Consider the following 20650-nt stretch of genomic DNA (forward strand, 5'->3'; position numbering starts at 1 on the left):
AAAATAGGCGAGGAGCGCCCTGAGGTACAGGACGATGCATCCGAGGTGGACGAAGCCGAGGAAGTTCTCGGCGTAGCGCTCGTACCGTACCACCATGCGGCGGAAGCTTTGGAGCCAGGCGAAGAGGCGCTCTACCTTCCAGCGGCGCTTGTATCGGCGGAGGGGGCGGAGGTCTTGGGTAAGGCGCTTGCGATTCGAGCGATTGGGCGCGCGATCAGCTCGATCCCCCGCTCCTGCGCGAGCCGCGCGTCGAGCGCGTCGCTGTCGTAGGCCTTGTCGCCGATGAGGCGCTTGGGGAGCTGGGCGAGGAAGCAGTTATCGAGGGTTCGCTCAACGAGCGTGACTTCATGCGGCGAAGCACTTTCGATGCAGACGGCGAGAGGAAGACCAGAGCCGTCTGCAATGGCCATGATCTTGGTCCCCTTGCCACGCTTCGTTTTCCCGACGCAGCGCCCCCCTTTTTGGCGCTCACGAACGTGCCGTCGATGAACGCCTCGCTCAAGTCGATCTGCCCTCGGTCACGTAAGTCCCCGGCCAAGGCGTAGAGGATCCGTTCGAGCGTGCCGTCCTTCGACCACTGCTGGAACCCCCGATGACACGTCTGGTAGGGCGGATATCTCTCGGGCAAGTCGGCCCATCGGGCGCCGGTGCGCAAGATCCACAAAATGCCGTTGAGCACCTCGCGCGCATCCTTCCACGGCCTGCCACGGCGATCGGCGCGCACGCGCGGAGCTGGGATAAGCGGCTCGAGGAGCGCCCACTGAGGGTCTGTCAGGTCCATACCCGCATATGTCGCCAGCACCAAAAATGTACCGACCGCTGGAGCGAGGTTCGTTCGATTGATCCTACAAAGTAGGAGGTTGGCGCTGATAGACCTACTGGACGGTTTGTGAGATGAGTTCTAGTGTCATTCAAAAGACGCGCAAGCGAGGACATCGCCATCCGTAGCGCGCCCGGAGAATACGCACCGCCACGCAGGGCGGGAAATGTGCATGGCGCAGGCGCAGCTCGGCGAACGACGCGGCAGCCGGGGTATTCCATCAGCCAGCGTGTACGAGAGCGGGTGGAGGAGACTGGGCAAAGACGGGAGGGCACTTCAGGAAGACGCGATTCCGGGGACTCTCCTGGCGGAGGGAGATGTGTCCTCGCCGGGTGGAGCCGGAGATCATCCGGCAGATCCGCGATCTGGCGGCCCGCGGCTTGGGCGCCGAGCGAATCGCGCGAGAGCTGAAGGTCGCCCGCAATACGGTGAGACGTTGCCTGCGGGGTGGCCACGCCCTGATTGACGGACGGAACCGGAAACCCAATGAAATGCATGACGCGAGTCTGTCGGCTCCGAAGACTGCGAACCATGATGGGTCCGCGGGAAGGGACACGACTGCGCGCGATACACGCAGGAGGGCAGGTCATGGCAACAAAGCATTCGAAAAAAATCGAGTCCACGGCGGAACCGGCGCAGGAGTTCGTGACCGAGGTGCTCGAGCGGAGCGAGGTGGAGGGCCTCGAGCTCGTGCTGGAAACGCAGGTCGCCGACCTCGAGACGCTCATGCCTGGCAAAGCGGTGCCGAGCGAGACGTTGGTCAAGGCGATCTTCGCGCATTGCGCGGAGCTCAACCAACTGGCTAAGGAGGCCGCCGCCCGCTCCGGGAGCCACTTGGCTGCCGCGGAGGCCGGCGAGGACGAAGATGAGGTGGCCCCTGACTTTTCTTTCCCCACCTTCGAGGCTTTCCTCGCGAACGAGGCCGCCGCCACCGAGGCTGCCCAGGAGGGCGCAACGTCCGAGGCTGGGGCCCCGCCCAAGAGCCTGGTGACAACCGTGGCCGCGAAGCTCGTCTCCGCGCTCGGCATTGAACCGAGCATGATCACCGCAATCATCTTTGCGGTGCAGGTGGCGGACAAGAAGAGCTGGCAGGAGCTGATCGGTCACCTCAAGGCGAAGCGCTTCGCGAAAGCCAAGAAGCCCTTGAAGAAGGTCCTGAACGCGATGCGCTCGAGCAAGTTCCGGAAGGAACTCGCGAAGCGGGTCGGCGCCAAGGCTGCCGCGAAGACGGTGGCCAAGGTCGCCTCGAAAGCCGTCCCGTTCGTGGGGTGGGCTACCGTGATTGTCGGCCTCGTCTGGGCCTTCGCCAGGCAGATCCGCTGAGCCTGTAGCTGGCGCATCGACGAGAATGCGCCGTTTCGCGCACACGAAGGCGCGCCCCCCCGCGGGTACGGGGGGCGCGCCTTCGTGTGCGCGAGGCGATCGTGAAGTCTGACCGACCGCCGTCGCACCTACCGCATTCTCGCAGACGTCAAGCCCTCCAGCGCCAGCCCCCCGATTTCCGCGCCAGGGAGGGCAGACCATGTCCATCGGTGAATTCCTCGGTTCAGGCAGCAATGGACGTATCCGGGCCGGCTGCGCTCGGCACAGCCGGCCCGGATACGTCGCGCGGCGGCGCGTTCAGGGCGCTACGCATCGACAAAGGTGGGGCATGATGGCCTGGAGCTGCGCGAGCTATACGCCGCCGCGCGTCGGGCGGCCGGGCTTCGGCGCTTGGGCCACCTTCGCGCCGAGCTTCGCGAAGGCCGCGCGCGTCTTCGGGCCGTAGGTGCCCGTGGCCTGCAAGCCGTGTTTGGCCTGGAACTTCTTCAGCGCCGCCTCGGTTTGCTCGCCGAACGTGCCCCGGTCCGCATTCACCTGGGCCTTCGTCATGTGGCCGAGCTTCACCAGCGCATTCTGGAGCTGCGTCACGGCCGCGCTCTTGACGCAGCGTTTCATGCCTGTCCCCGGGAGTGGCATCCCACGCAGCGGAAGTCTCGGCGGCGCCACCACGGTTTCGTTCGTCATGTCCTCTCTCTCCGAATCGAGCACGATGGTCGCGTCGCTCGGCTCGTCCCCCGCGACGGTGGTCGTGGTGGCGCCTCTGCCTCCCGCCGAAAATGCCTCCACCCCGTAACGCCCCGACCTCGTGATCGGCAGCGTGAAGGAGCCGTCCGCCGCCGAGATCGCGGCGACCTCGGGATAAGGCGCGTCGCCTGCGCTGATCGCGACGGTGGCGCCGGCGATGGGGCGTCGTTCACGGTCGATGACCCGGCCCCTGAGCATCGTCGCCGTACGCTCCCGCGGCCGTTCCCCTGCGCTCTCCGTCGCGGGCGCCTCTTCTCTGCGCGGCGCGCGTCGCCTCGGCCGCGGATTCGGCGCCTCCGCCCCCGCCTCCGCCGCCCATTTCGTCAGGTTGCGGAGCACCTCGGCGGTGATCCGCGTCCCCGAGTTGAACTTCACGCTGGGCGTGGTGCCGTTCGTGTGGATCGCCATCACGATGCGCCTCCCATTCGGGAGCGTGACCCACACCGGGCTGCCGCTCTGACCGCCGAACGTATCGATGTCGTACTGGACCCGCCGCGTCCCGATGTTCTGGAGCTTTCGCGCGTGGAAGAAGAGGCGCCGGCCGAGCTCTCGATCCGAAGGGTACCCCGCGATGTTCGCGAGGACGCCCTCGAGCTCCGCGTTCGAGGCCGGCATGGGCACGAAGAAGCCACTTTCGAGCCTGATGGGCTCGTCGAGCAGGATGACGCCGTAATCGTACTCCGACGACTTGTCCTTGATCCACCCCTCCGCGGCGCGGAACTTCTTCCCCACCACCGAGCCGAACGGCCTCGCGTCCGAATCGAGCGCCGGGGTGACCTCCACGGATTTCATGAAGCCTCCGAAGGCGTGGGAATAGACGCAATGCCCCGCCGTGACGACGGTGCGCGGATTGATGAGCCAGCCCGTGCCGATGAACCGCTTTCCATCGGAGCTGGTCATGCGCAACGAGCAGATCGCGCGCCAGGGCAGCGCCGTCGTCGGGGTGATGAGCCGCCGATCGTCGACGGTGCCGACGATGGTCTCGGTCGCCGTGATGGGGGCCAGGTAGGCTGGGTCGAACAGGGTCTCCGGCTCGGACGCGGCCTCGATCGCGAGCGTGGCTTCCACCCTCGTGGGCTTGGCGGGGCGCAGGACAGGGTCGGAGGGCGCAGCGCCCGTTTCGAGCTCATGCTGGAGCTCGGCGGCGACCCCGCCGGCGCGCCGATACCCAGGTACGAACTCCAGGACTCCCTCCAAGGGAGCGACGTTGGTCTCCTCCCCCCGCTCCCCGGCAAACCCGACGTTGGTCTCGTCCCCGTGCTCCGGGGCAGACCCGACGCACGGCCCGGAAGCGACCGGCTTTCCACGTGCGCGCGATTCTGTCTCCTCCATGTCCGCCTCGTCCATGTCCGCCTCGTCCATGTCCGCCTCGTCCATGTCCGCCTCGTCCATATCCGCCTCGTCCATGTCCGCCTCGTCCATATCCGCCTCGTCCATATCCGCCTCGTCCATGTCCGCCGTTTCCGATCGCCTTGAGCCTCTCGGCGGGCTCGCGTCGTTGATGTGACCGCAGGACACGTCCACGGCCGGCTCGCCCTCGTCGAAGCGGATCGTCGTGAGCCCGTTCTTGTCGGTCCGCGCCCAGCGCAGGTCGCGCTTGGCGCGTGTCCTCTTCATGAGATCGATCGTCCTCGCGTTCGGGTGCCGGCTGCTCTTTTCGCCGGCGCATATGCCGAGCAATCGGGGATTCCCCATGAGCTCGAGGAGCTCTGCGCTGATTCCGTTGTCGCTCCCGTGATGCGACAGCTTCACGAAGTCGTAGGGAGCGTCCTTCCGGATGGCCCCGAGGATCTTCTTCATCCCAGCGAGCACCGTGGGGTCCGTGGTTTGCGGATCCGCGAGCTGCATATCCCCGGTGAACAGGAACTTCTTGCCTTGATATGCGAAGACCAGCACCGAGCTCTGGAGGTTCACGAACTTCGATACGCGGGGAATTCCCGCCTCCTCGACCCCCCCGGCCTCCTCGTCCTCGGAGGCGAAACGAGAGGCGAACCTGCGGTAAACCTCGAGCTCACGCGCCTCTTTGGCCTCGTCGGCCTCCTCGTCGGGGCTCCCGGTGCTCTCGGCCGCGAGCACTTTCTCGATTTCGACGCTCAAAGTCTCCAGTCCCCCGGAGATGCCCTCCGCGCAGGCGGCGACGTGTTTTCGGGTCGGGCCGAGGAGCTTCAGGGAAACCCTGCGGCGCGAGAGCGCTTCCACGAGCGGCCGGACCGCGGGGTCGTCGCTCCCCAAAAACGGAATGACCCGCGTTCCTTTGCGGGCCAGCGTATTCAGCATCTCGCGGTACTCCTCGTCCATGCGCTGCGCCGCTTCGAGGAACGCGCTCTCCTCGCCGGCGTCGTCGAACTCCTGCGGCTCCTCGCGCAGGGCCGCCGCGATCCGGAGCGCGGAGGGCGATACCTCCGGCGCCGCGCGTTCCCTGCCCGCTTTGCCCCAGCCGAGCTCCGGATGCGCCACGAGCGCCCATTCGGCGACGAGGTGCCCGTCGCGCACGAGCCGCGGCAGGCACCCGATGTGATCCTGATGCGCATGAGAGACGATGAGGAGGGTCACCACGGATGCGCGACCTCGCTGCGGCAGGAGCGGCTTGATTTGCTCCTGAATCGAGCGGTGTCCGTCTTTCCGCCGGTAATTAGCGGGGTGGGCCCCGTCGATCATGATAGAGATGTCGCCGAAGCGGCAGAGCACTGCATCGCCGTAGGGTTGTTCCCCTACGTCGAGCAACGTGAGCGTGAACGGCGCCTCGGCGGAAAGGGCGGGGCGCGCCTCGGTCCCGCCCGCGTCCTCGGGTGTTTTACGGGCCATGGTCATACCTCCACGTGATGCACATCGGGCGTTCGTGTCGCCGCCGCGAAATGCTCCTCGCTCATTTCGTTGTAGAGCCTGCCCGACGCCGCAAGGTCCTGCCGCGTGGCGATCGTGTTCGTGCACCGATCCGTTGCCACGTGAAACCCAGACACCATATTGACAGAGGATCCGAGGTCGAGGCGGACGTCGACCCGAGCGGGAACCGGTGGCGGGCTGTTCGACGCGCCGCCACCAGCTCACTCGTCCATTAGCACGGAGAAGGCGAAGGAGAGCTGCGATGCCAGCTAGGAAGCGAATGAAGGAGGACTCCGATGGCTAACCCGAACCCCTCCGCGATCACCAATCCAATGTGGAACTTCTGGCTTGCGTTCAAGGCCCTGGAGCCCTCCGTAAGGATGGGCGGGATCTACGCCAACAAGCCCGGGTACCACAACAAGCGCTCCAACCTCCCCAAAAGTGACTACTCCGTCCGGTTGGCTGCCGACAAGACCGGCCCGAACCATGCCGCTGCCATCGACCTCTCCCTTCCACCTGCGAAGATGAAGATCTACTCCAGCCGGCTGCTGAAGTCCGGCAAGGACATGAAAGACGAGCGAGGCAACTACCTCCGGGAGTTCTACGGCACCATCAACGGCCGAAGCGTCGTGGGCTGGGACTTCCAGTCCGTCACCGCGGCAACCTCTGATACCACTCGAACTCATCTCATAAAATAGGCGAGGAGCGCCCTGAGGTACAGGACGATGCATCCGAGGTGGACGAAGCCGAGGAAGTTCTCGGCGTAGCGCTCGTACCGTACCACCATGCGGCGGAAGCTTTGGAGCCAGGCGAAGAGGCGCTCTACCTTCCAGCGGCGCTTGTATCGGCGGAGGGGGCGGAGGTCTTGGGTAAGGCGCTTGCGATTCGAGCGATTGGGCGCGCGATCAGCTCGATCCCCCGCTCCTGCGCGAGCCGCGCGTCGAGCGCGTCGCTGTCGTAGGCCTTGTCGCCGATGAGGCGCTTGGGGAGCTGGGCGAGGAAGCAGTTATCGAGGGTTCGCTCAACGAGCGTGACTTCATGCGGCGAAGCACTTTCGATGCAGACGGCGAGAGGAAGACCAGAGCCGTCTGCAATGGCCATGATCTTGGTCCCCTTGCCACGCTTCGTTTTCCCGACGCAGCGCCCCCCTTTTTGGCGCTCACGAACGTGCCGTCGATGAACGCCTCGCTCAAGTCGATCTGCCCTCGGTCACGTAAGTCCCCGGCCAAGGCGTAGAGGATCCGTTCGAGCGTGCCGTCCTTCGACCACTGCTGGAACCCCCGATGACACGTCTGGTAGGGCGGATATCTCTCGGGCAAGTCGGCCCATCGGGCGCCGGTGCGCAAGATCCACAAAATGCCGTTGAGCACCTCGCGCGCATCCTTCCACGGCCTGCCACGGCGATCGGCGCGCACGCGCGGAGCTGGGATAAGCGGCTCGAGGAGCGCCCACTGAGGGTCTGTCAGGTCCATACCCGCATATGTCGCCAGCACCAAAAATGTACCGACCGCTGGAGCGAGGTTCGTTCGATTGATCCTACAAAGTAGGAGGTTGGCGCTGATAGACCTACTGGACGGTTTGTGAGATGAGTTCTAGTGATGCGTCGCGCCCGACGCGATGTACGACCGCTCGGTTCCGACGGCGCAGGTCGCGAACGCCTTGCAGTCGGCCGCCGCCTCGCAGGCGTCGCCCTGCTTGAGCAGCCGATCCAGCTGGTCGGCCGGCGTGCGGGTCGCCATCGCGTTGCACATCGCGTCGATCTTCGCGGGCTCCATGTCGCTCTCCCACTGGACGCGCGATTCCTTCAGGACCACGTCGCGCCCCTCGGTCTTGACGCGCTCGCCGATGCCCTTCGGCATGTCGAGCTCGATGCGGAGGTCGAGCACCGCGGACAGGTAGTCGTCGGTGCACGTGGCCTGTCGCGCGTAGTAGCGATGGCACATGGGCCCGAGATCAGCGATGGTACGCGTGTCGGACGTTGCAGGTGGCGGAGAGGAGGACCCGCCACACGCGGCGAGCAGGAGCACGAGGATGAAGCTGCGGCCATGCAACATGGCCGCGATGATACGTCACGGCGGCGCGCGGAGGATAGTGTTCGCCGTGTGGAACGCTACTTCTTCACGAGCGTCGAGCAGATGGCGAGCGCTTCCTTCGCTTTCTCGAGCGTCGGCGGCGCCTCCGGCAGACGCGACGAGCATAGCAGCCGCGTTTCGCCCTTCTGGTACACGCGCAGCACCGGGAACGTCTTGCTATCCTTCCCGTCGTCCTTGGAGATGAATCCGTCGGCCGTCTCGACGTGGAAGCCCTTCGACCCGAAATTTTCCTTCTCATCGGCCAGCGTGCCCTCGGTGGGGTGCACGTCGATGACGTAGCCGTCGAGCTTGATGCTGACCTTGCCGAATTTTTCCGGGGGGGCAGTCACGCCAGGAGGCAGGCCGATCGACAGCCCCTCGAAACCATCGCCCCCCTGCAGCTCGACGAGAGGCATCTCGTCTTTTTTCGAGCAACCGGAGACGGCAATCGCGGTGATGAAGAGCAATCCGAGGCCGAATGTTCGCTTCATGGGGGCGCGATTGTAGAGCCGAACCTCCGCCGTCGACGCGTCACCGTGTTCGCGTTTCCCCCTCCCGGTGAGGATGCCCGTTCGCTTCCCGATTTCCCCGGGGAAGATGCTCCGACGGCAGCGCTCGCGGGAGCTCGTCGCCGCGGTGCTCGAGGCCACCGTTCGCATCTCGAAGCGGGATCGATTCTGGCCGTGGGCGTTCCATCCGCTACAACTGGACGGATAAGGAGACTTCATGAAGCGCCCTCTCGCGAATCCCCCGTTCGACCCCCAGATCGCGCCGATCCTCCCGGCCCTGGAGGGATATGTGCCGGTCGGTATGACGCCCGACCGCCTGGCTCATTTCCGGGCATTGAAGATGCCGACCATCGAGGAGATCATCGGCGACCGGCCCGTCCAGTGCGTCGACCACACGATCGCCGGTTACGAAGGTGCCGAGATCGTCGTCTCGGTGATCTCCCGCAAGGACCACCAAAAGCCCGGCCCCGGGATCTACAACATCCACGGGGGCGGCATGGTCATGTGCAATCGGTTCGCGGCGGTCAACCCGCTCGTGGACTGGGCCATGAAGCACGACGCGGTGGGCGTCACGGTCGAATACCGACTGGCCCCCGAGCACCCGGCCCCGATCCCCGTCGAGGATTGTTACGCCGGCCTCGCATGGATGGCGAAACATGCCGAGGAGCTCGGGTTCGACCCCGAATGCCTGGTCATCTTCGGCGGCAGCGGCGGCGGCGGGCTCGCGGCGGGCACGACGCTCCTTTCGCGCGACCGGAAGGGACCGAAACTGGCCGGACAATTGCTCCAGTGTCCGATGATCGACGACCGCAACGAGACGGTCTCGTCCCACCAGTACCAGGGCACCGGCATCTGGGATCGCACGAGCAACCTGACGGCCTGGACGGCCGTGCTCGGCGACAGGCGGGGCACCGAAACCGTATCCCCCTACTCCGCACCGGCGCGCGCCATCGACTTGGGTGGCCTGCCGCCGACGTTCATCGACGTGGGCGCCGCCGAGGTGTTCCGTGACGAGGACGTGGCTTACGCCAGCGCCATCTGGGCCGCCGGCGGCGATTGCGAGCTGCACGTATGGGGCGGCGCCTTCCACGGGTTTTACGACATCGCACCCGAGTCGGAGATCGCCAAGGCCTGTCTCGCCGCGCGCGAGGCCTGGCTCGCCAGGCTGCTTTCCCGCTGGCGCGCGAAGCAAACGCCCGCCGGCGAAGACCGTCGCTGATGTCTCTTCTTGGGGCCGCCGTGCCGGGGCGCTGCCCCGGGCCCCGCGGGGGCTGTTCGCCCCTCGACCCGAACCAGGGCAAGCCCTGGACCTTTTGTGGAAGAACTGCGCGATGCGCAGTTCTTCCAACAGGCCGGTGGCAAGACCAGGAAGGGGCGTTGCCCGCTGGCGACGGGCAGGGGCGTCGTTGGTCTTGACCTGGCTGTTCGATGAACTGCGCGATGCGCAGTTCATCGACCCCGGGTCCAGCGCTTGCGCAGGCCCCGGGTCCAGGGGCGGATAGCCCCGGTGGGGCCTGGGGCAAAGCCCCAGCGCAGCGCCTCCCAGATGAGACCAATGCTCAGCCCCAGGCCGGCCCCAGTTGGGCGGACGATCGCTTTTTGATAGCTCCGCGATAAGAGCTTCAATCCCCCTGAATTACGAGCCAAGGAGGTCCCCTCCTAACGGTGCTCCGCGGACTCCTGTTCGTGTTCTGACATTCTCGGTTGACAGGCGCAGGGGCCCCTATCTACGTTCAATCCCCGACGGGAGGTCCAATGCGGGGTTCTCTTACACTTGGTGTGCTCCTTGTGCTTCTGGGTTGCAACAGCAGCGGCAACAACGGCGGTGAAGGAGGTGGGGCGGCCAGCACGTCCGTCGGTGGAGGGACGGCATCGAGCGGCAGCGGAGGGCAAGGCGGCACAGGGGGCATGGGAATGGGCGGAGCCGGCGCCGGGGGCAGCGGCGGCATGGCCGGCACCGGGGGCGACGCGACCGGCGGACAGGGCGGCGTCGGCGGACAGGGCGGAGGCGGCACCGGCGGCTCGGGTGGCGGCGCCGGCGGCGGCGGCACCGGCGGCTCGGGTGGCGGCGCCGGCGGAGGCGGCACCGGCGGCTCGGGTGGCGGCGCCGGCGGAGGCGGAGGCTCGGGCGGAGGCGGCACCGGAGGCTCGGGTGGCGCCGGCGGCGGCGGAGGCTCGGGTGGCGCCGGCGGCGGCGGAGGCTCAGGCGGCGCGGGCGGCGGCGGAGGCTCGGGCGGCGGGACGCTGACGACGACGCTCTACAGCGTGGATTACGACGATGCCCAGATGGAGGAGCGTTTCGGCTACGTGACGCCCTCCACGGGGAAACTTCATACGATGAGCATCCTCCCCGGTGTCATGTCTGTCGGCGACCCGATGGTGCTCAATTCCGTGAAGGGTCGATTCTACCTCCAGACGAACGTCGGCCAGCTCGCGATTGACGTGAAAACCGGCAACGTCGTGGATGTCTCCCCCGCGTGGGAGAGCTACACGGTGCGTGCCCACCCCATCACCGGGGTCCTCTATGCCGTGAGGTGGGACGCCGCGGCCTCCGAGGAGCACTTCGGCACCATCAATCCGGAGACCGGGGTCTTTTCCACCATCAGCACGCTCCCCGGCGTGCTGGGCCTATCGGACGCTCCCGGGATCGATCCGACCGGCAAGAGTTTCTACCTGAGGACGAACCTCGGTTGGCTGACGATCGATGTGAGCACAGGCCTCATCACCCACGTCGCGCCTGATGTGCAAGACGTGGCGGCCCACGAGCTCCATCCGATCACGGGCACGGTGTATGGCCTCCTCAAAGATCCCACCACGTGGGAATTCGCGTTCGGAACGCTGGATCTCCAGACGGGTGTATTTACCCCGATCAAGAGCCTCCCGACCATCACGGGGCACAACGCTCGCGGAGGCATCGACCCGGCGAAGAACGAATACTACGTTTTCGCCAACGTCGGTTATGTCACAATCGACATCACCACGGGAGACATCAAGAACGTCGCGCCGAACCCAGACGACTTCAGCAACGCCTTCGAGTATTACAGCCAGTAAACGCGTCGCCACCCTGGCACGACGCGATTCTCCCTCACCGCTGCGAGAGCCACGCCACGATCTCCGCCTTCGGCACCGCCCAGGCCTCGCCCCCGGCGGCATAGGCCGCCTGGGCCTCCTCCGCGAGCTTTTTCGCGCGGGCACGGTCGCTGCCCGCCGCAACGAGGGCGCGCGCCAGCAAGAATCGCGTCGACGCATCCTTGTACGGTCCCTCGGCCCCCGACGCCCGTAGCGAAAGCGCCCGTTCGAGCAGCGGGATCGCCTCCGCCGGCGCGCCGGTTTCCAGATGCAGCTCGCCCAGCTTTTCCAGCGGCTCGGCGAGATAGACGTGCGTGGGCCCAACGGCCTTCTCGTAGATGGCGACCACCCGCGTGAGGCGAGGACGGGCGTCGGCGAAGGCGCGCTCCTTCATCATCACCTCGGCCAGGTTGAGCAGCGTGGTGCCGAGCGCGGCGTGCTCGGGACCGAGCGCGCGCTCGCGAATGGATAAAGCCCGCTCGGCTGCAGCGCGCGCCGCCGGCAGATCGTTCAGCCGGACATGGACCTCCACGCTATTGTTCAGGACCGTCGCGCAGGCCGGGTGATCCGGGCCGAGCATCCCCTCGAACGTCGCGAGCGCGCCCTGGTAGTGGCCGCGCGCCTCGGCATAACGGCCGAGCGCCACCAGCGCGGCGCCCAGGTTGGTCTTCACCTTGGCGGTGTGGAGGTTCTCGTCGCCGTGCAGCCGCTGCTCGAGCGAAACGGCGCGCGAGGCGGCCTCGAGCGCCCGGTCGAGCTTGCCCTCCTCGAGATAGACGGTCGCCTCGTTGCCGGCCAGCGCCGCCTCGAACTCCGCGTCTCCGCCAAGCCGGGCGATCGCTCCCGCGGCAAGCTCCGCCCACCGGTGCGCGTCCGCGGGGCGGCCGAGCGGGTGGCCCGCCAAAAACACCAGCGAGGTCAGCCCATTCGCGGCTTGCCAATCGTGGCGGCCCGCCTGCGCCGCCCGGATCGAAGCGAGGAAGGTCGCCTCGGCCTCCGCGTGCGCGCCCTGGGACTGCTGCACCTTTCCCAGGAGGTCGAGCGCGTCGGCGAGCAGCGGCTGGTGGGCGATCGCCTTGGCCTCCGTGACCACCTGGTCGGCGAGCGCGCGCGTGGGCGGGAATTTCGCGGCGTCGTACAGCGCCTTGCCACGCGCGAGCTCTCCGCGCGCGGTGTCGATGCGCGCGCGTAGCGCGGGATCGTCCGGCGGCGGCAGCGGCCCGGAGAGCGCCGCCACGTCGGCGCAGGCGCGCACCGGGGTCATCGCGTTCACGGCCTGCACAGCGCGGCTCACCGTGGCGCCGTCCGCCTCGGAGAAGATGTCGACCAGCGCCTTGAGCTCCTTGGCCCGCAGATCGAGGCAGGCCATGCGCAGCGCCAGCACCGACTCCGCCTGCTCGCCGCGCACCCGCGTCGCCTCGCAGGCATCGACATGGCCGGCGACCCAGGCCGCCGCCTGGGCGTCGAGCGCGCGCTCCACCTGCGTGAGCGCCACCGAGGCGAACGGCTGCTTGGAGGCAGTGAACGCGTCGCGAACAGCAGCTCGCCGCCCCTCATCCCACACGCCCGTGAGCTTCGCCTCCGCCCCGCGGCAGAGGCGCTGCTGCTGCCGCGCCATCCAGGCAGGGACGAAGAGGCCGGCGGCGACGAGGACGCCCGCGAGGAGGCCGACGGCGGCGCGGCGGCGGGTCCGTGCGGGGTCGGCCTCGAGCTTCTGGAGCAGCGCTTCCATGGAGGGAAAGCGCTCTTCCTGCTGCGGGCGCAAGGCGCGCAGCAGGGCGCGCCGGACGCGCGCAGGCTCCTCCCCGCCGCTGGGCGGCTCGGCGGGTCCTCGGGCCTTGCTTGCCGAGAGCTCCTCGAGCGTCTTGCCCTCGAAGGCCGAGCGCCGGTACAGCGCCTCGTACAGCGCGACCGCGAAGCTGAACTGGTCCGCGTGCGGGCCCGCCCGCTCGCCGCGGTGCTGCTCCGGGGCCATGTAGATCGGCGTTCCGAGGAGCGCGCCCGTTCGCGTGAGCGCTGGGCCCGCCGCCCCCTCGGCCGTGGCCTTGCCCGAGGCCTCCTCGCTCGTCCAGCCGGCGAGGCCGAAATCGCTGACGCGCACGCGCCCGTCCTTGCCGATGAGCACGTTCGCGGGCTTGAAATCTCGGTGCACGAGGCCCGCGCCGTGGGCTGCCACGAGCCCCCGTCCTGCTTGCGTGAAGCGCTCCAGGATCTCGCGGGCGGGGTGAGGCCCCTCCTCCAGCCAGACGGAGAGCGGCTGCCCGTCGACGTACTCCATGGCGATGAAGATCTGGCCGCCGTGGCTGTCGACGTCGTAGATCGTCACCACGTTCGGGTGCGAAAGCCGCGCGGCGATGCGCGCCTCGCGGAGGAGCCGCGCCGACGCGATGTCGGCCCCGACGCGCGCGGTCACCTCGCCGCGCAGGACCTTGAGCGCCACCTTGCGATCGAGCGTGGGATCGTGCGCAGCGTACACGATCCCCATGCCGCCCCTGCCGAGCACGTCGGAGATGGTGTAGCGGCCGAGCCGTGCGCCGCGCGAAAGCGGGGCCGCGTCATCGAGGGCGGGCGGAGGGGAGGCGCGATCCGCATCGCTTGCCGTGCCGAGCGACGCCCGGGCCGCCGCGATCACCAGCAAGCGGCAGGACTCGCATGCGTCGATGTGGTCATCGAGCTTGCAAGCCTCGGCCGCGGCGAGTCGCCCCTCGACGAACGCGAGGATGGTGTTCTCGGAAGGGTGCTCCATCGTCGTTGCGGGGCTTGTGTATCATGGCCGCGTGCATCCGTATCCGCTGCCCCCCCTGTCCCGCGCCTTCTGCGGGCGCCTCGCGCCCTCGCTTACGGCAAGGCTCGGCGACGTCGACGCGCTGGAGCTCCGCTTGCAATCGCTGCTCGAGGAGGCGCGGCGCGCCTTTCCCGCCGTCACGGTGGACGAGGCGGCGTTCGTCGGCCATCTCGCGGAGCGCATCGCGGGCGAGGACGACCTCGAAGAGGCGCTCTCCAGCGTGCTCGCCGCCGATCTGCTGCTGGCCTTCGCGTGCCTTGCGGGCGACGCCACTGCGCTGCGGGAGCTCGGCCGGCGCATCGACGTCGAGGTCCATGCCGCGCTGCGGGGGATGGCAGCCGCATCCGAGCTCGTCGAGGAGGTGCGATCGGTGCTCGGCCAGAGGCTGCTCGTGGGCGACGGGGGGTCGCCGAAGCTCGCGACGTACGCCGGGCTCGGGCCGCTCCCGGCCTGGATCCGCGTGGCCGCCCTGCGGACGGGGATCAGCTTGCGCAGGCGCGGTCGGCGCGAGGTGCGCGCGGACGAGCGTGCGCTCCTCGCGGCCATGGATCCGAGGCTGGATCCCGAGTCGAGGCTCTCGCGCGAGCGCCACACGGAGGAGCTGCGCGAGGCCCTGCGCGAGGCCATGTCGGCGCTCTCGAGCCGCGACCGCAACCTCTTGCGCATGTACTACGCGGAGGGGATCAAGCTCGACAGGCTGGCGATCATGCACCGCGTGAACGCCTCGACGGTATCCCGCTGGATCGCGCGGGCGCGTGAGGAGGTGCTCGAGCGTACGCGCGGCGGGCTCAGCGCCCGCCTGAAGCTCTCCGCCTCGCAGGTCGAGAGCCTGCTTGGCCTGGCCCAGTCGCTGGACGTGAGCCTGGAGAGTTTGCTCGGGAGATCGGCCGGCTGAGGCCGGGCGAAATTTATTTTCGAGCTTCCGTGCAAGAACCGCGAGCAGCTGGCGTCAGGTAGCGCGAAAGGCGAGCGGGGACCGCGTGCGGGCCGTGGGCGAGGTATGCGCCCGCGCGGGCTCGTGGTCCATCCGCCGATTCCAGGTGAAACCCATGCGGTCGTTGATCGGTATTCTTGTGCCTTCGCTTCTCGTCGGGCTTCTCAGCGTCAGTGGTTGTTCCGGTGGCGGAGGCGGTGCGGACGGCGGAGGAGGCAATGCTGGCGAGGGAGGAGGCGGTGCGGGCGGGGCAGGAGGCGGGGGCCCGACCTGCAATTCGATGGAACAAGGCTTCGTTTCGTGCGGCCCCGAGGGGATTGCCGTCACGTGTCAGCCTGGGACCTACTGCTCGGATCCCACGACCTTGACGTGCTCGGAGGGTTGCGTATCGAACGCGAACTGCGGCTGCGGCGAGGTGTGCACGGATGGCTCCTGTGTCGCCGGGAGTGTATGCGGGGACGATACGTGCACCGGTGACGAGAACTCCTCCACCTGCCCGGCCGACTGCTCGTCGAACCCCTGCGGCAACGGGGTATGCGATGCTGGGGAATCGTTCGAGATTTGCCCCGAGGATTGCGCGCCGCCAAACCCCTGCGGCAACGGGGTGTGCGATGCCGGCGAGTCGTCGCAGACCTGCCCGAACGACTGCCCGCCGAACCCCTGCGGCAATGGGGTGTGCGACGCCGGCGAGTCATCGCAGACCTGCCCTCAGGATTGCCCGGACCCGAAGCTCGAATGCCTCGACCATTGCGACGTGTACAACTTCTTCATGTGCTTCAACCCGGGAGGGCTCCAGATCTGCTACGACGCGTGCGAGGCTGCCACCGACGCGAATCTGAAGCAATTCAACGTCTGCGCCGCGACCGGCTCGACGTCCTGCGACCTCGGCTGCTTCGACTATCTGTGATTGCGCCCGCCGACGGGTGCCGGCTCCCCCCTTTCTCCGCTGGCTCCCAGACGTGAGGCGCCCCCAACGCCCGCTCGCCATTCGTGCACGACTGTGCCACGGTGTGCCGTGCGAGGCGGACATCGGTCGCGAATGATTCGCGGATTTCAGCCCCATCGACGCTTGGCACGAAACGCGCTAAGGCGGCCCCCCCGCGCGCAGTCTCCTGGATAAGAGGCGCGCAACGCGAGGGAAGAGCAATCATGAAACGGCTTCTCATCATGGCGGCGCTGTGCGCCTTGGGGCAACTCGGCTGCAGCAGCGAGGCTGGCGATAACTCCAGCAGCAATGACGATGGCTCTAGCAGCAATGATGATAGCTGTAGCGCCTCGGACCCTTGCACGAGCGGGACGTGCGTCTATCCCCCGGGCGATTGCTCGTCGAACGCGAAAGGATCGTGCGTCGAGATCCTCCAGTGCGACGGCCCTCCCCCAGGCCCCGCATGCCAATGCGATGGCACGGTGCTCGAGAATCCCGACGCGATGTGCTCGCCCTCTGGCCCGCGCCCGACGGCCGCTCTCTGCCAAACAGGCACCTTCGCCTGCGGCGATATCACGTGCAAGCGAAACCTCGAGGTCTGCGTGGCGACGAGCGGAGGCGCCATGCCCACCACGACCCATGCCTGCGTGGCCCTCGACGAGATCAACAACACATGCGTCAATGGTATCCCCGATTGCGCGTGTCTACAGCCCGCTGAATGCGGCGGGGCGCCGTGCTGCTCGGCCGACGCGGACCACCAAGAGACAATCACCCTCAACGCGCCCTGACCTGATCGCGCGAACCATGCAATCGTTGGCAAGAGAGTCTGGGTGCCAACGAGCGATGGTCCACGTGGTTTTCCGCTTGCGCTGCACCAGGCGAGGCACATAAAACTCGCCGGCGCTTGCATCGTCACCTACTTCCTCGTGATGCTGGCACGGCCCCGTCCGTCGTGAATGCCCCAAGCATGAACCACCGACAACCATTTGACGCCGAGAAGGTGAGCGAAGACCTCGCGCACGAGAACGCATCGCTGCGGCAGCGCGTTGCCGAGCTGGAAATCGCTGCACGGCGCTATCAGGCCCTGTTCGACGGGGGCGTCCTCAGCGTTCAGGTCTACGATCCCGAGAGCCGCACCAAGGAGGCGAACACTGGCTGGGAGCAACTCTGGCAGATACCTTTCGATCGGCTTGCCGATTACAGGCTGCTGAAAGACTCCCAGGTCGTCGCCCAGGGGTTCATGCACCTCATCGAGCAGACGTTTCTGGAGGGTAAGACCGCACGGTTGCCCACCATCCGGTACGATCCGCTCCAGAACGAAGCGGTTTGTCACGGGCGTGTCCGCTGGGTCGCCTCGGCGCTCCACCCGGTCAAGGATGCAAACGGTGAGGTGTGCGAGGTGGTGCAGGTCCATTTCGACGTCGGCGAGCTCAAGGACTCGGAGGAGGAGCTGCGGCAGAAGAAGGAGCAGCTCGAGGCCGCCGTTGCAATGCGAACCGCGGAGCTTTCGGAGCAGCTTCGCTTCAGCGAGGAGCAGCAGCACGCGATCGCCGCGCTGTCCACGCCCGTGCTGCGGATCTGGAAGGGCATCCTCGCGCTGCCACTGATCGGACGCATCGATGCGGCAAGAGGCGCGCGCATCCTCGAAGTCCTGCTCCGGTCGATCGTGGAGACGAGCGCGGAGACGGTCATCCTCGACGTCACAGGCGTGCCCGTTCTCGATGCGGACGCGGCACGATATCTGCGCGACGCGGTGCGCGCCGCCGAATTGCTGGGCGCGCAGTGCATGATCGTAGGCATCTCCACGGAAACGGCGCGCACGCTGGTGGACAATGACCTCGGGTTCGAGAATGTACGCACATTTGCGAGCCTGCAGGAAGGTTTGCGTCGCTCGCTGATACGCCGCGACGTGAGGAGATGACGTCCACGGGAGCGGCCAATCCGTCGTGAGCCGCATGCTCGTCAGCCAAGTTGAGCGCGCAGGGCCACTTCGGTTAGCGTGCCGCCATGCGTGACCGCTTCGGCAAGATCGTCTCGTTTGTCGGGGGGGCGGCGCTCGTCGCCGTCTTCGGCACGCTCGGTGCGGGCGCCTGGCGCGACTACCGCATGGCCGGCGCTGGGTGTCGGTCGAGGGCGCCGCGTGGCGTTGCGCGGATCTCCTGGGCCACGTGAGCGACGGCGCGGCATTTTTGCCCGCGCGCGCGGAGGACGGCTCGACGGTGGTCGCGCGCTTCGATCGCCCCATCCAATGCGACGCCGTCGCCGCGCATCCGCTGACCGGCATCATCGAGCCCATGACGCCCGAGCGCGCGGCCGATCTGCGCGCGGCTGGTCTCGCGCTCGCGGACGGCGCGCAGCTGCGGACGCTGGACGTCTGCACGTCCTGCGGCAAGGACAACGCGCGGCTCGGCGTCCTCGTGTGCACCTGCTTCGTGCTCCTGGGCCTCTTCCTCTACCCGCTGCGCCGCGCCTACCAATCGCTGCGGGGCCGAGCCGACGCGTCGCTGCAGGCGGCGATCCAGGCAGCGCCGCAGGCGGCCCAGGCCGACCGGACGGTGCGGGCGTGGGGAGGCGCGGCGCTGGCGGTGGGAGCGCTGGCGTTCGCGCTGGGGGATGGATGGATGGCGTACGGGATCGTGCCGATGCGGTGGATCGGCGTGGTGGCGCTGCTGCTGGGCGGATGGATGATGGCGTTTCCGGCGCGGTACCGGGCGCTGGCCGCGCGGGCGAAGGGACGGGTCTGACGCCGCTCAGCGCCCGCAGGCCAGCATCGGGAGGATGGCGTCCTCGATCAGGTGCGTCGTCTGCTGGTGCATGCCGCGCATGTTGTAGTTCGTGCGGGTCACGACCACCGCCGCGTCGAGCGCCGGGAACATCACCACCGCATTGCCGCCGTTGCCGCCCATGAACCAGCCCGTCTGCGCGCCGCACGGCGTCTGGTACACGCGCGTCCAGAACAGGTAGCCATAGTGCTGTTCGGGCATCGCCTCGCGGTGCACCGAAAGCGCCGCGTCGACGAAGGCCGCCGGCACGACCTGCGCCCCGCCCGCCCGGCCGTGCGCGAGCACGAGCCGCGCGAGCGCCGCGAGGTCACGCGTGCGCAGCCGCAGCCCCCCGCCCGTCATGATCTCGCCGGTCGGCGATTTCGAGAATTCCCAGCGCGTGATCCCGAGCGGCGCGAACAGGTGCTCCGCCATGAAACGGTCGATCGGCTGGTGCGCTGCGCGCTGGACGATCTGGCCGAGCAGGAACACCCCCGCGGTGCAGTAGTGCCACGGCCCGCGCCCGCTTGCGTCACGCTGGTAGTCCGCGCGCACCGGCACGTCGACCGCCCAGCGCGCCCATTCCTGCTTCGGGTACATCTTCTCTTCGTTGCCGGGCGATGCTTCGTCGTCGTCGTTGCAGTCGAGCGCCGACGACATCGTCAACAAGTCCTCGATCGTAATCGCCGCCTTGCCCGGCTCGTCGTGCGCGAACGGCCCGAGGTCCGAAAGGTACGCGAACGCCGGCGCGTCGAGCCCCGGCAGCGCGTGGCGTTCGATTGCGATCCCGACCGCGAGCGCGGTCAACGATTTCGTCGCCGAGCGCGTGTCGTGCAGCGTCTCCGGCGTCGCGCCGGCGAAGTATTGCTCGTATTCGACCTGACCGCCGCGCGTGACGAGCACGCTTGTCGTCTTCGGCGCGTCGCCGCGCGCGAGCGCCCCGGCGATGCCGTCGTAGCGCGCCGGGCTGGCGCCACATCCCCACAGAAACAAGGCAATGAGCACGATCCACATGCCCCTGGCCATGTCATGTTGCGCCGTCCACGTCTTGTACGCGCGCAACCTCGTGGCCCGCCCTAGCCACGGTACTGCCGGCGGTACGCGCCCGGGCTCGTCGCGAACGTCCGCGCGAACGTGCGCGTCAGGTGGCTCTGGTCGACGAAGCCGCACGCCGTCGCGATCTCCGCGAGCGGCCGCCCGGTCGTACGCACCAGAAGCGCCGCACGTTCGATCCGGCAGCGCCGCACGTACTCGCCCGGCGTGCAGCCAAAAAACCGCCGAAACATGCGCGCGAGGTAGACCGGGTGCACCCCCGCCGCCGCCGCGACCTCCGCCATCGTCAGCTCGTCGCGCGACCGATCGTGCAGCACCTCGCGCGCTCGGGCGAGCCAGCGCGGCGGCCGCCGTTCCACCGCGTGCGCGCGGCTGAACGTGCCAAAAAGCTCCAGGCAAAGCGCCTCGAGCGCCAGCGCGTCGCCCCCTTGCGCTGCGAACGCCGCGATCCGGTGCGCGATCGCGAGGGCGGCCGGCTCCCACATGCGGATCGCCGCCTCGCTCGGCGCCGCCACCTCCGCCGCCTCCGCGAACCGCGCCGCCGACACCGACACGCCCGCAAATCGGCCGCAGTGCTCCGGGAACGTGTCCTCGTGCGTCGTCCCCGGCGGGTTGTAGATCAGCGCGGGCTCCGCGTGCAGGTGCCCCGCACCACGCGCCGACGACAGATAATGACCGTCGAGGAGCAAGATGAAGTGCGCGTCCTCGTGCGTGTGGCGCGCGACCGGCCGCGCTGGATCCGCCGCCGCGATCGAGAGCGAGAAGCCCGCGACGTCGCGACGCACCTCGCGCGTGCCGAAGAACTCTCCGTGCTGCAGCATCGGCTGGGCC

Annotated in this window: 17 protein-coding genes and 2 pseudogenes; 10 read left to right on the plus strand and 9 right to left on the minus strand. The window is 67.9% G+C overall.

The annotated features are described in order from the left end of the window. A pseudogene (locus KEG57_RS44650) lies at nt 1-781 on the minus strand (IS5 family transposase); the annotation flags it as partial. Between the two features lie 570 nt (nt 782-1351). Between KEG57_RS44650 and KEG57_RS44665 the strand changes: the two are divergent. Next, the gene (locus KEG57_RS44665) at nt 1352-2143 is read left to right on the plus strand and encodes a hypothetical protein (protein WP_272425434.1); all 792 of its coding nucleotides are present in this window, start codon (nt 1352-1354) and stop codon (nt 2141-2143) included. 351 nt (nt 2144-2494) lie between these two features. On the opposite strand, the gene KEG57_RS44670 is transcribed toward KEG57_RS44665, so the two are convergent. Together KEG57_RS44670 and KEG57_RS44675 are read right to left on the minus strand one after the other, a co-directional pair. Then, nucleotides 2495-5692, minus strand: a complete 3198-nt coding sequence (locus KEG57_RS44670) for a peptidoglycan-binding protein (RefSeq protein WP_272425361.1) — start codon at nt 5690-5692, stop codon at nt 2495-2497. A gap of 2 nt (nt 5693-5694) precedes the next feature. Beyond that, nucleotides 5695-5832 carry a hypothetical protein gene (locus tag KEG57_RS44675; RefSeq protein ID WP_272425360.1) on the minus strand — a complete coding sequence of 46 codons (138 nt, stop codon included), beginning with the start codon at nt 5830-5832 and terminating at the stop codon, nt 5695-5697. Between the two features lie 174 nt (nt 5833-6006). Between KEG57_RS44675 and KEG57_RS44680 the strand changes: the two genes are divergently transcribed. Further along, complete coding sequence (locus KEG57_RS44680; RefSeq protein ID WP_272425359.1) at nt 6007-6408, plus strand: hypothetical protein; 402 nt, start codon at nt 6007-6009, stop codon at nt 6406-6408. Here the strand turns inward: KEG57_RS44680 and KEG57_RS44685 are convergent. The 3 genes and pseudogenes from KEG57_RS44685 to KEG57_RS44695 form a co-directional block, all read right to left on the minus strand. Next, nucleotides 6393-7182: pseudogene (locus KEG57_RS44685) on the minus strand (IS5 family transposase). The gene KEG57_RS44680 and the pseudogene KEG57_RS44685 sit on opposite strands and share 16 nt — an antisense overlap. A gap of 120 nt (nt 7183-7302) precedes the next feature. Then, on the minus strand, nt 7303-7764 hold the full coding sequence (locus tag KEG57_RS44690) for a hypothetical protein (RefSeq protein ID WP_272424888.1): 462 nt from the start codon (nt 7762-7764) through the stop codon (nt 7303-7305). A gap of 56 nt (nt 7765-7820) precedes the next feature. Continuing rightward, nucleotides 7821-8273: a hypothetical protein gene (locus KEG57_RS44695; protein ID WP_272424887.1), complete on the minus strand. Its 453-nt coding sequence runs from the start codon at nt 8271-8273 to the stop codon at nt 7821-7823. Nucleotides 8274-8508: 235 nt separating this feature from the next. On the opposite strand from KEG57_RS44695, the gene KEG57_RS44700 reads away from it, so the two are divergent. Continuing rightward, nucleotides 8509-9510, plus strand: a complete 1002-nt coding sequence (locus KEG57_RS44700; RefSeq protein ID WP_272424886.1) for an alpha/beta hydrolase — start codon at nt 8509-8511, stop codon at nt 9508-9510. 689 nt (nt 9511-10199) lie between these two features. After that, nucleotides 10200-11342, plus strand: coding sequence for a hypothetical protein (locus tag KEG57_RS44705; protein WP_272424885.1), 1143 nt, complete (start codon nt 10200-10202; stop codon nt 11340-11342). Nucleotides 11343-11376: 34 nt separating this feature from the next. Here KEG57_RS44705 and KEG57_RS44710 read toward each other — a convergent pair whose 3' ends face one another. Further along, entirely contained in the window at nt 11377-14106 is a 2730-nt protein-coding gene (locus KEG57_RS44710) for a serine/threonine-protein kinase (protein WP_272424884.1), read from the minus strand. Nucleotides 14107-14137: 31 nt separating this feature from the next. On the opposite strand from KEG57_RS44710, the gene KEG57_RS44715 reads away from it, so the two are divergent. The 6 genes from KEG57_RS44715 (at nt 14138) to KEG57_RS44740 (ending at nt 18748) form a co-directional block, all read left to right on the plus strand. Continuing rightward, complete coding sequence (locus KEG57_RS44715; protein WP_272424883.1) at nt 14138-15040, plus strand: sigma factor-like helix-turn-helix DNA-binding protein; 903 nt, start codon at nt 14138-14140, stop codon at nt 15038-15040. A 319-nt stretch (nt 15041-15359) separates the two neighbouring features. Next, the gene (locus KEG57_RS44720; protein WP_272424882.1) at nt 15360-15986 is read left to right on the plus strand and encodes a hypothetical protein; all 627 of its coding nucleotides are present in this window, start codon (nt 15360-15362) and stop codon (nt 15984-15986) included. 242 nt (nt 15987-16228) lie between these two features. Next, nucleotides 16229-16792, plus strand: coding sequence for a hypothetical protein (locus KEG57_RS44725; RefSeq protein WP_272424881.1), 564 nt, complete (start codon nt 16229-16231; stop codon nt 16790-16792). Between the two features lie 179 nt (nt 16793-16971). After that, complete coding sequence (locus tag KEG57_RS44730) at nt 16972-17925, plus strand: STAS domain-containing protein (RefSeq protein WP_272424880.1); 954 nt, start codon at nt 16972-16974, stop codon at nt 17923-17925. Between the two features lie 86 nt (nt 17926-18011). Beyond that, nucleotides 18012-18176, plus strand: a complete 165-nt coding sequence (locus tag KEG57_RS44735; protein ID WP_272424879.1) for a hypothetical protein — start codon at nt 18012-18014, stop codon at nt 18174-18176. Beyond that, complete coding sequence (locus KEG57_RS44740; RefSeq protein ID WP_272424878.1) at nt 18173-18748, plus strand: hypothetical protein; 576 nt, start codon at nt 18173-18175, stop codon at nt 18746-18748. The genes KEG57_RS44735 and KEG57_RS44740 overlap by 4 nt, the downstream gene beginning before the upstream one ends. A gap of 6 nt (nt 18749-18754) precedes the next feature. Here KEG57_RS44740 and KEG57_RS44745 read toward each other — a convergent pair whose 3' ends face one another. Together KEG57_RS44745 and KEG57_RS44750 are read right to left on the minus strand one after the other, a co-directional pair. Beyond that, nucleotides 18755-19792, minus strand: coding sequence for a serine hydrolase domain-containing protein (locus KEG57_RS44745; protein WP_272424877.1), 1038 nt, complete (start codon nt 19790-19792; stop codon nt 18755-18757). A gap of 50 nt (nt 19793-19842) precedes the next feature. Beyond that, the gene (locus tag KEG57_RS44750; protein ID WP_272459654.1) at nt 19843-20640 is read right to left on the minus strand and encodes a helix-turn-helix transcriptional regulator; all 798 of its coding nucleotides are present in this window, start codon (nt 20638-20640) and stop codon (nt 19843-19845) included. Nucleotides 20641-20650: the final 10 nt, after the last annotated feature.

This window comes from Polyangium jinanense (assembly GCF_028435365.1).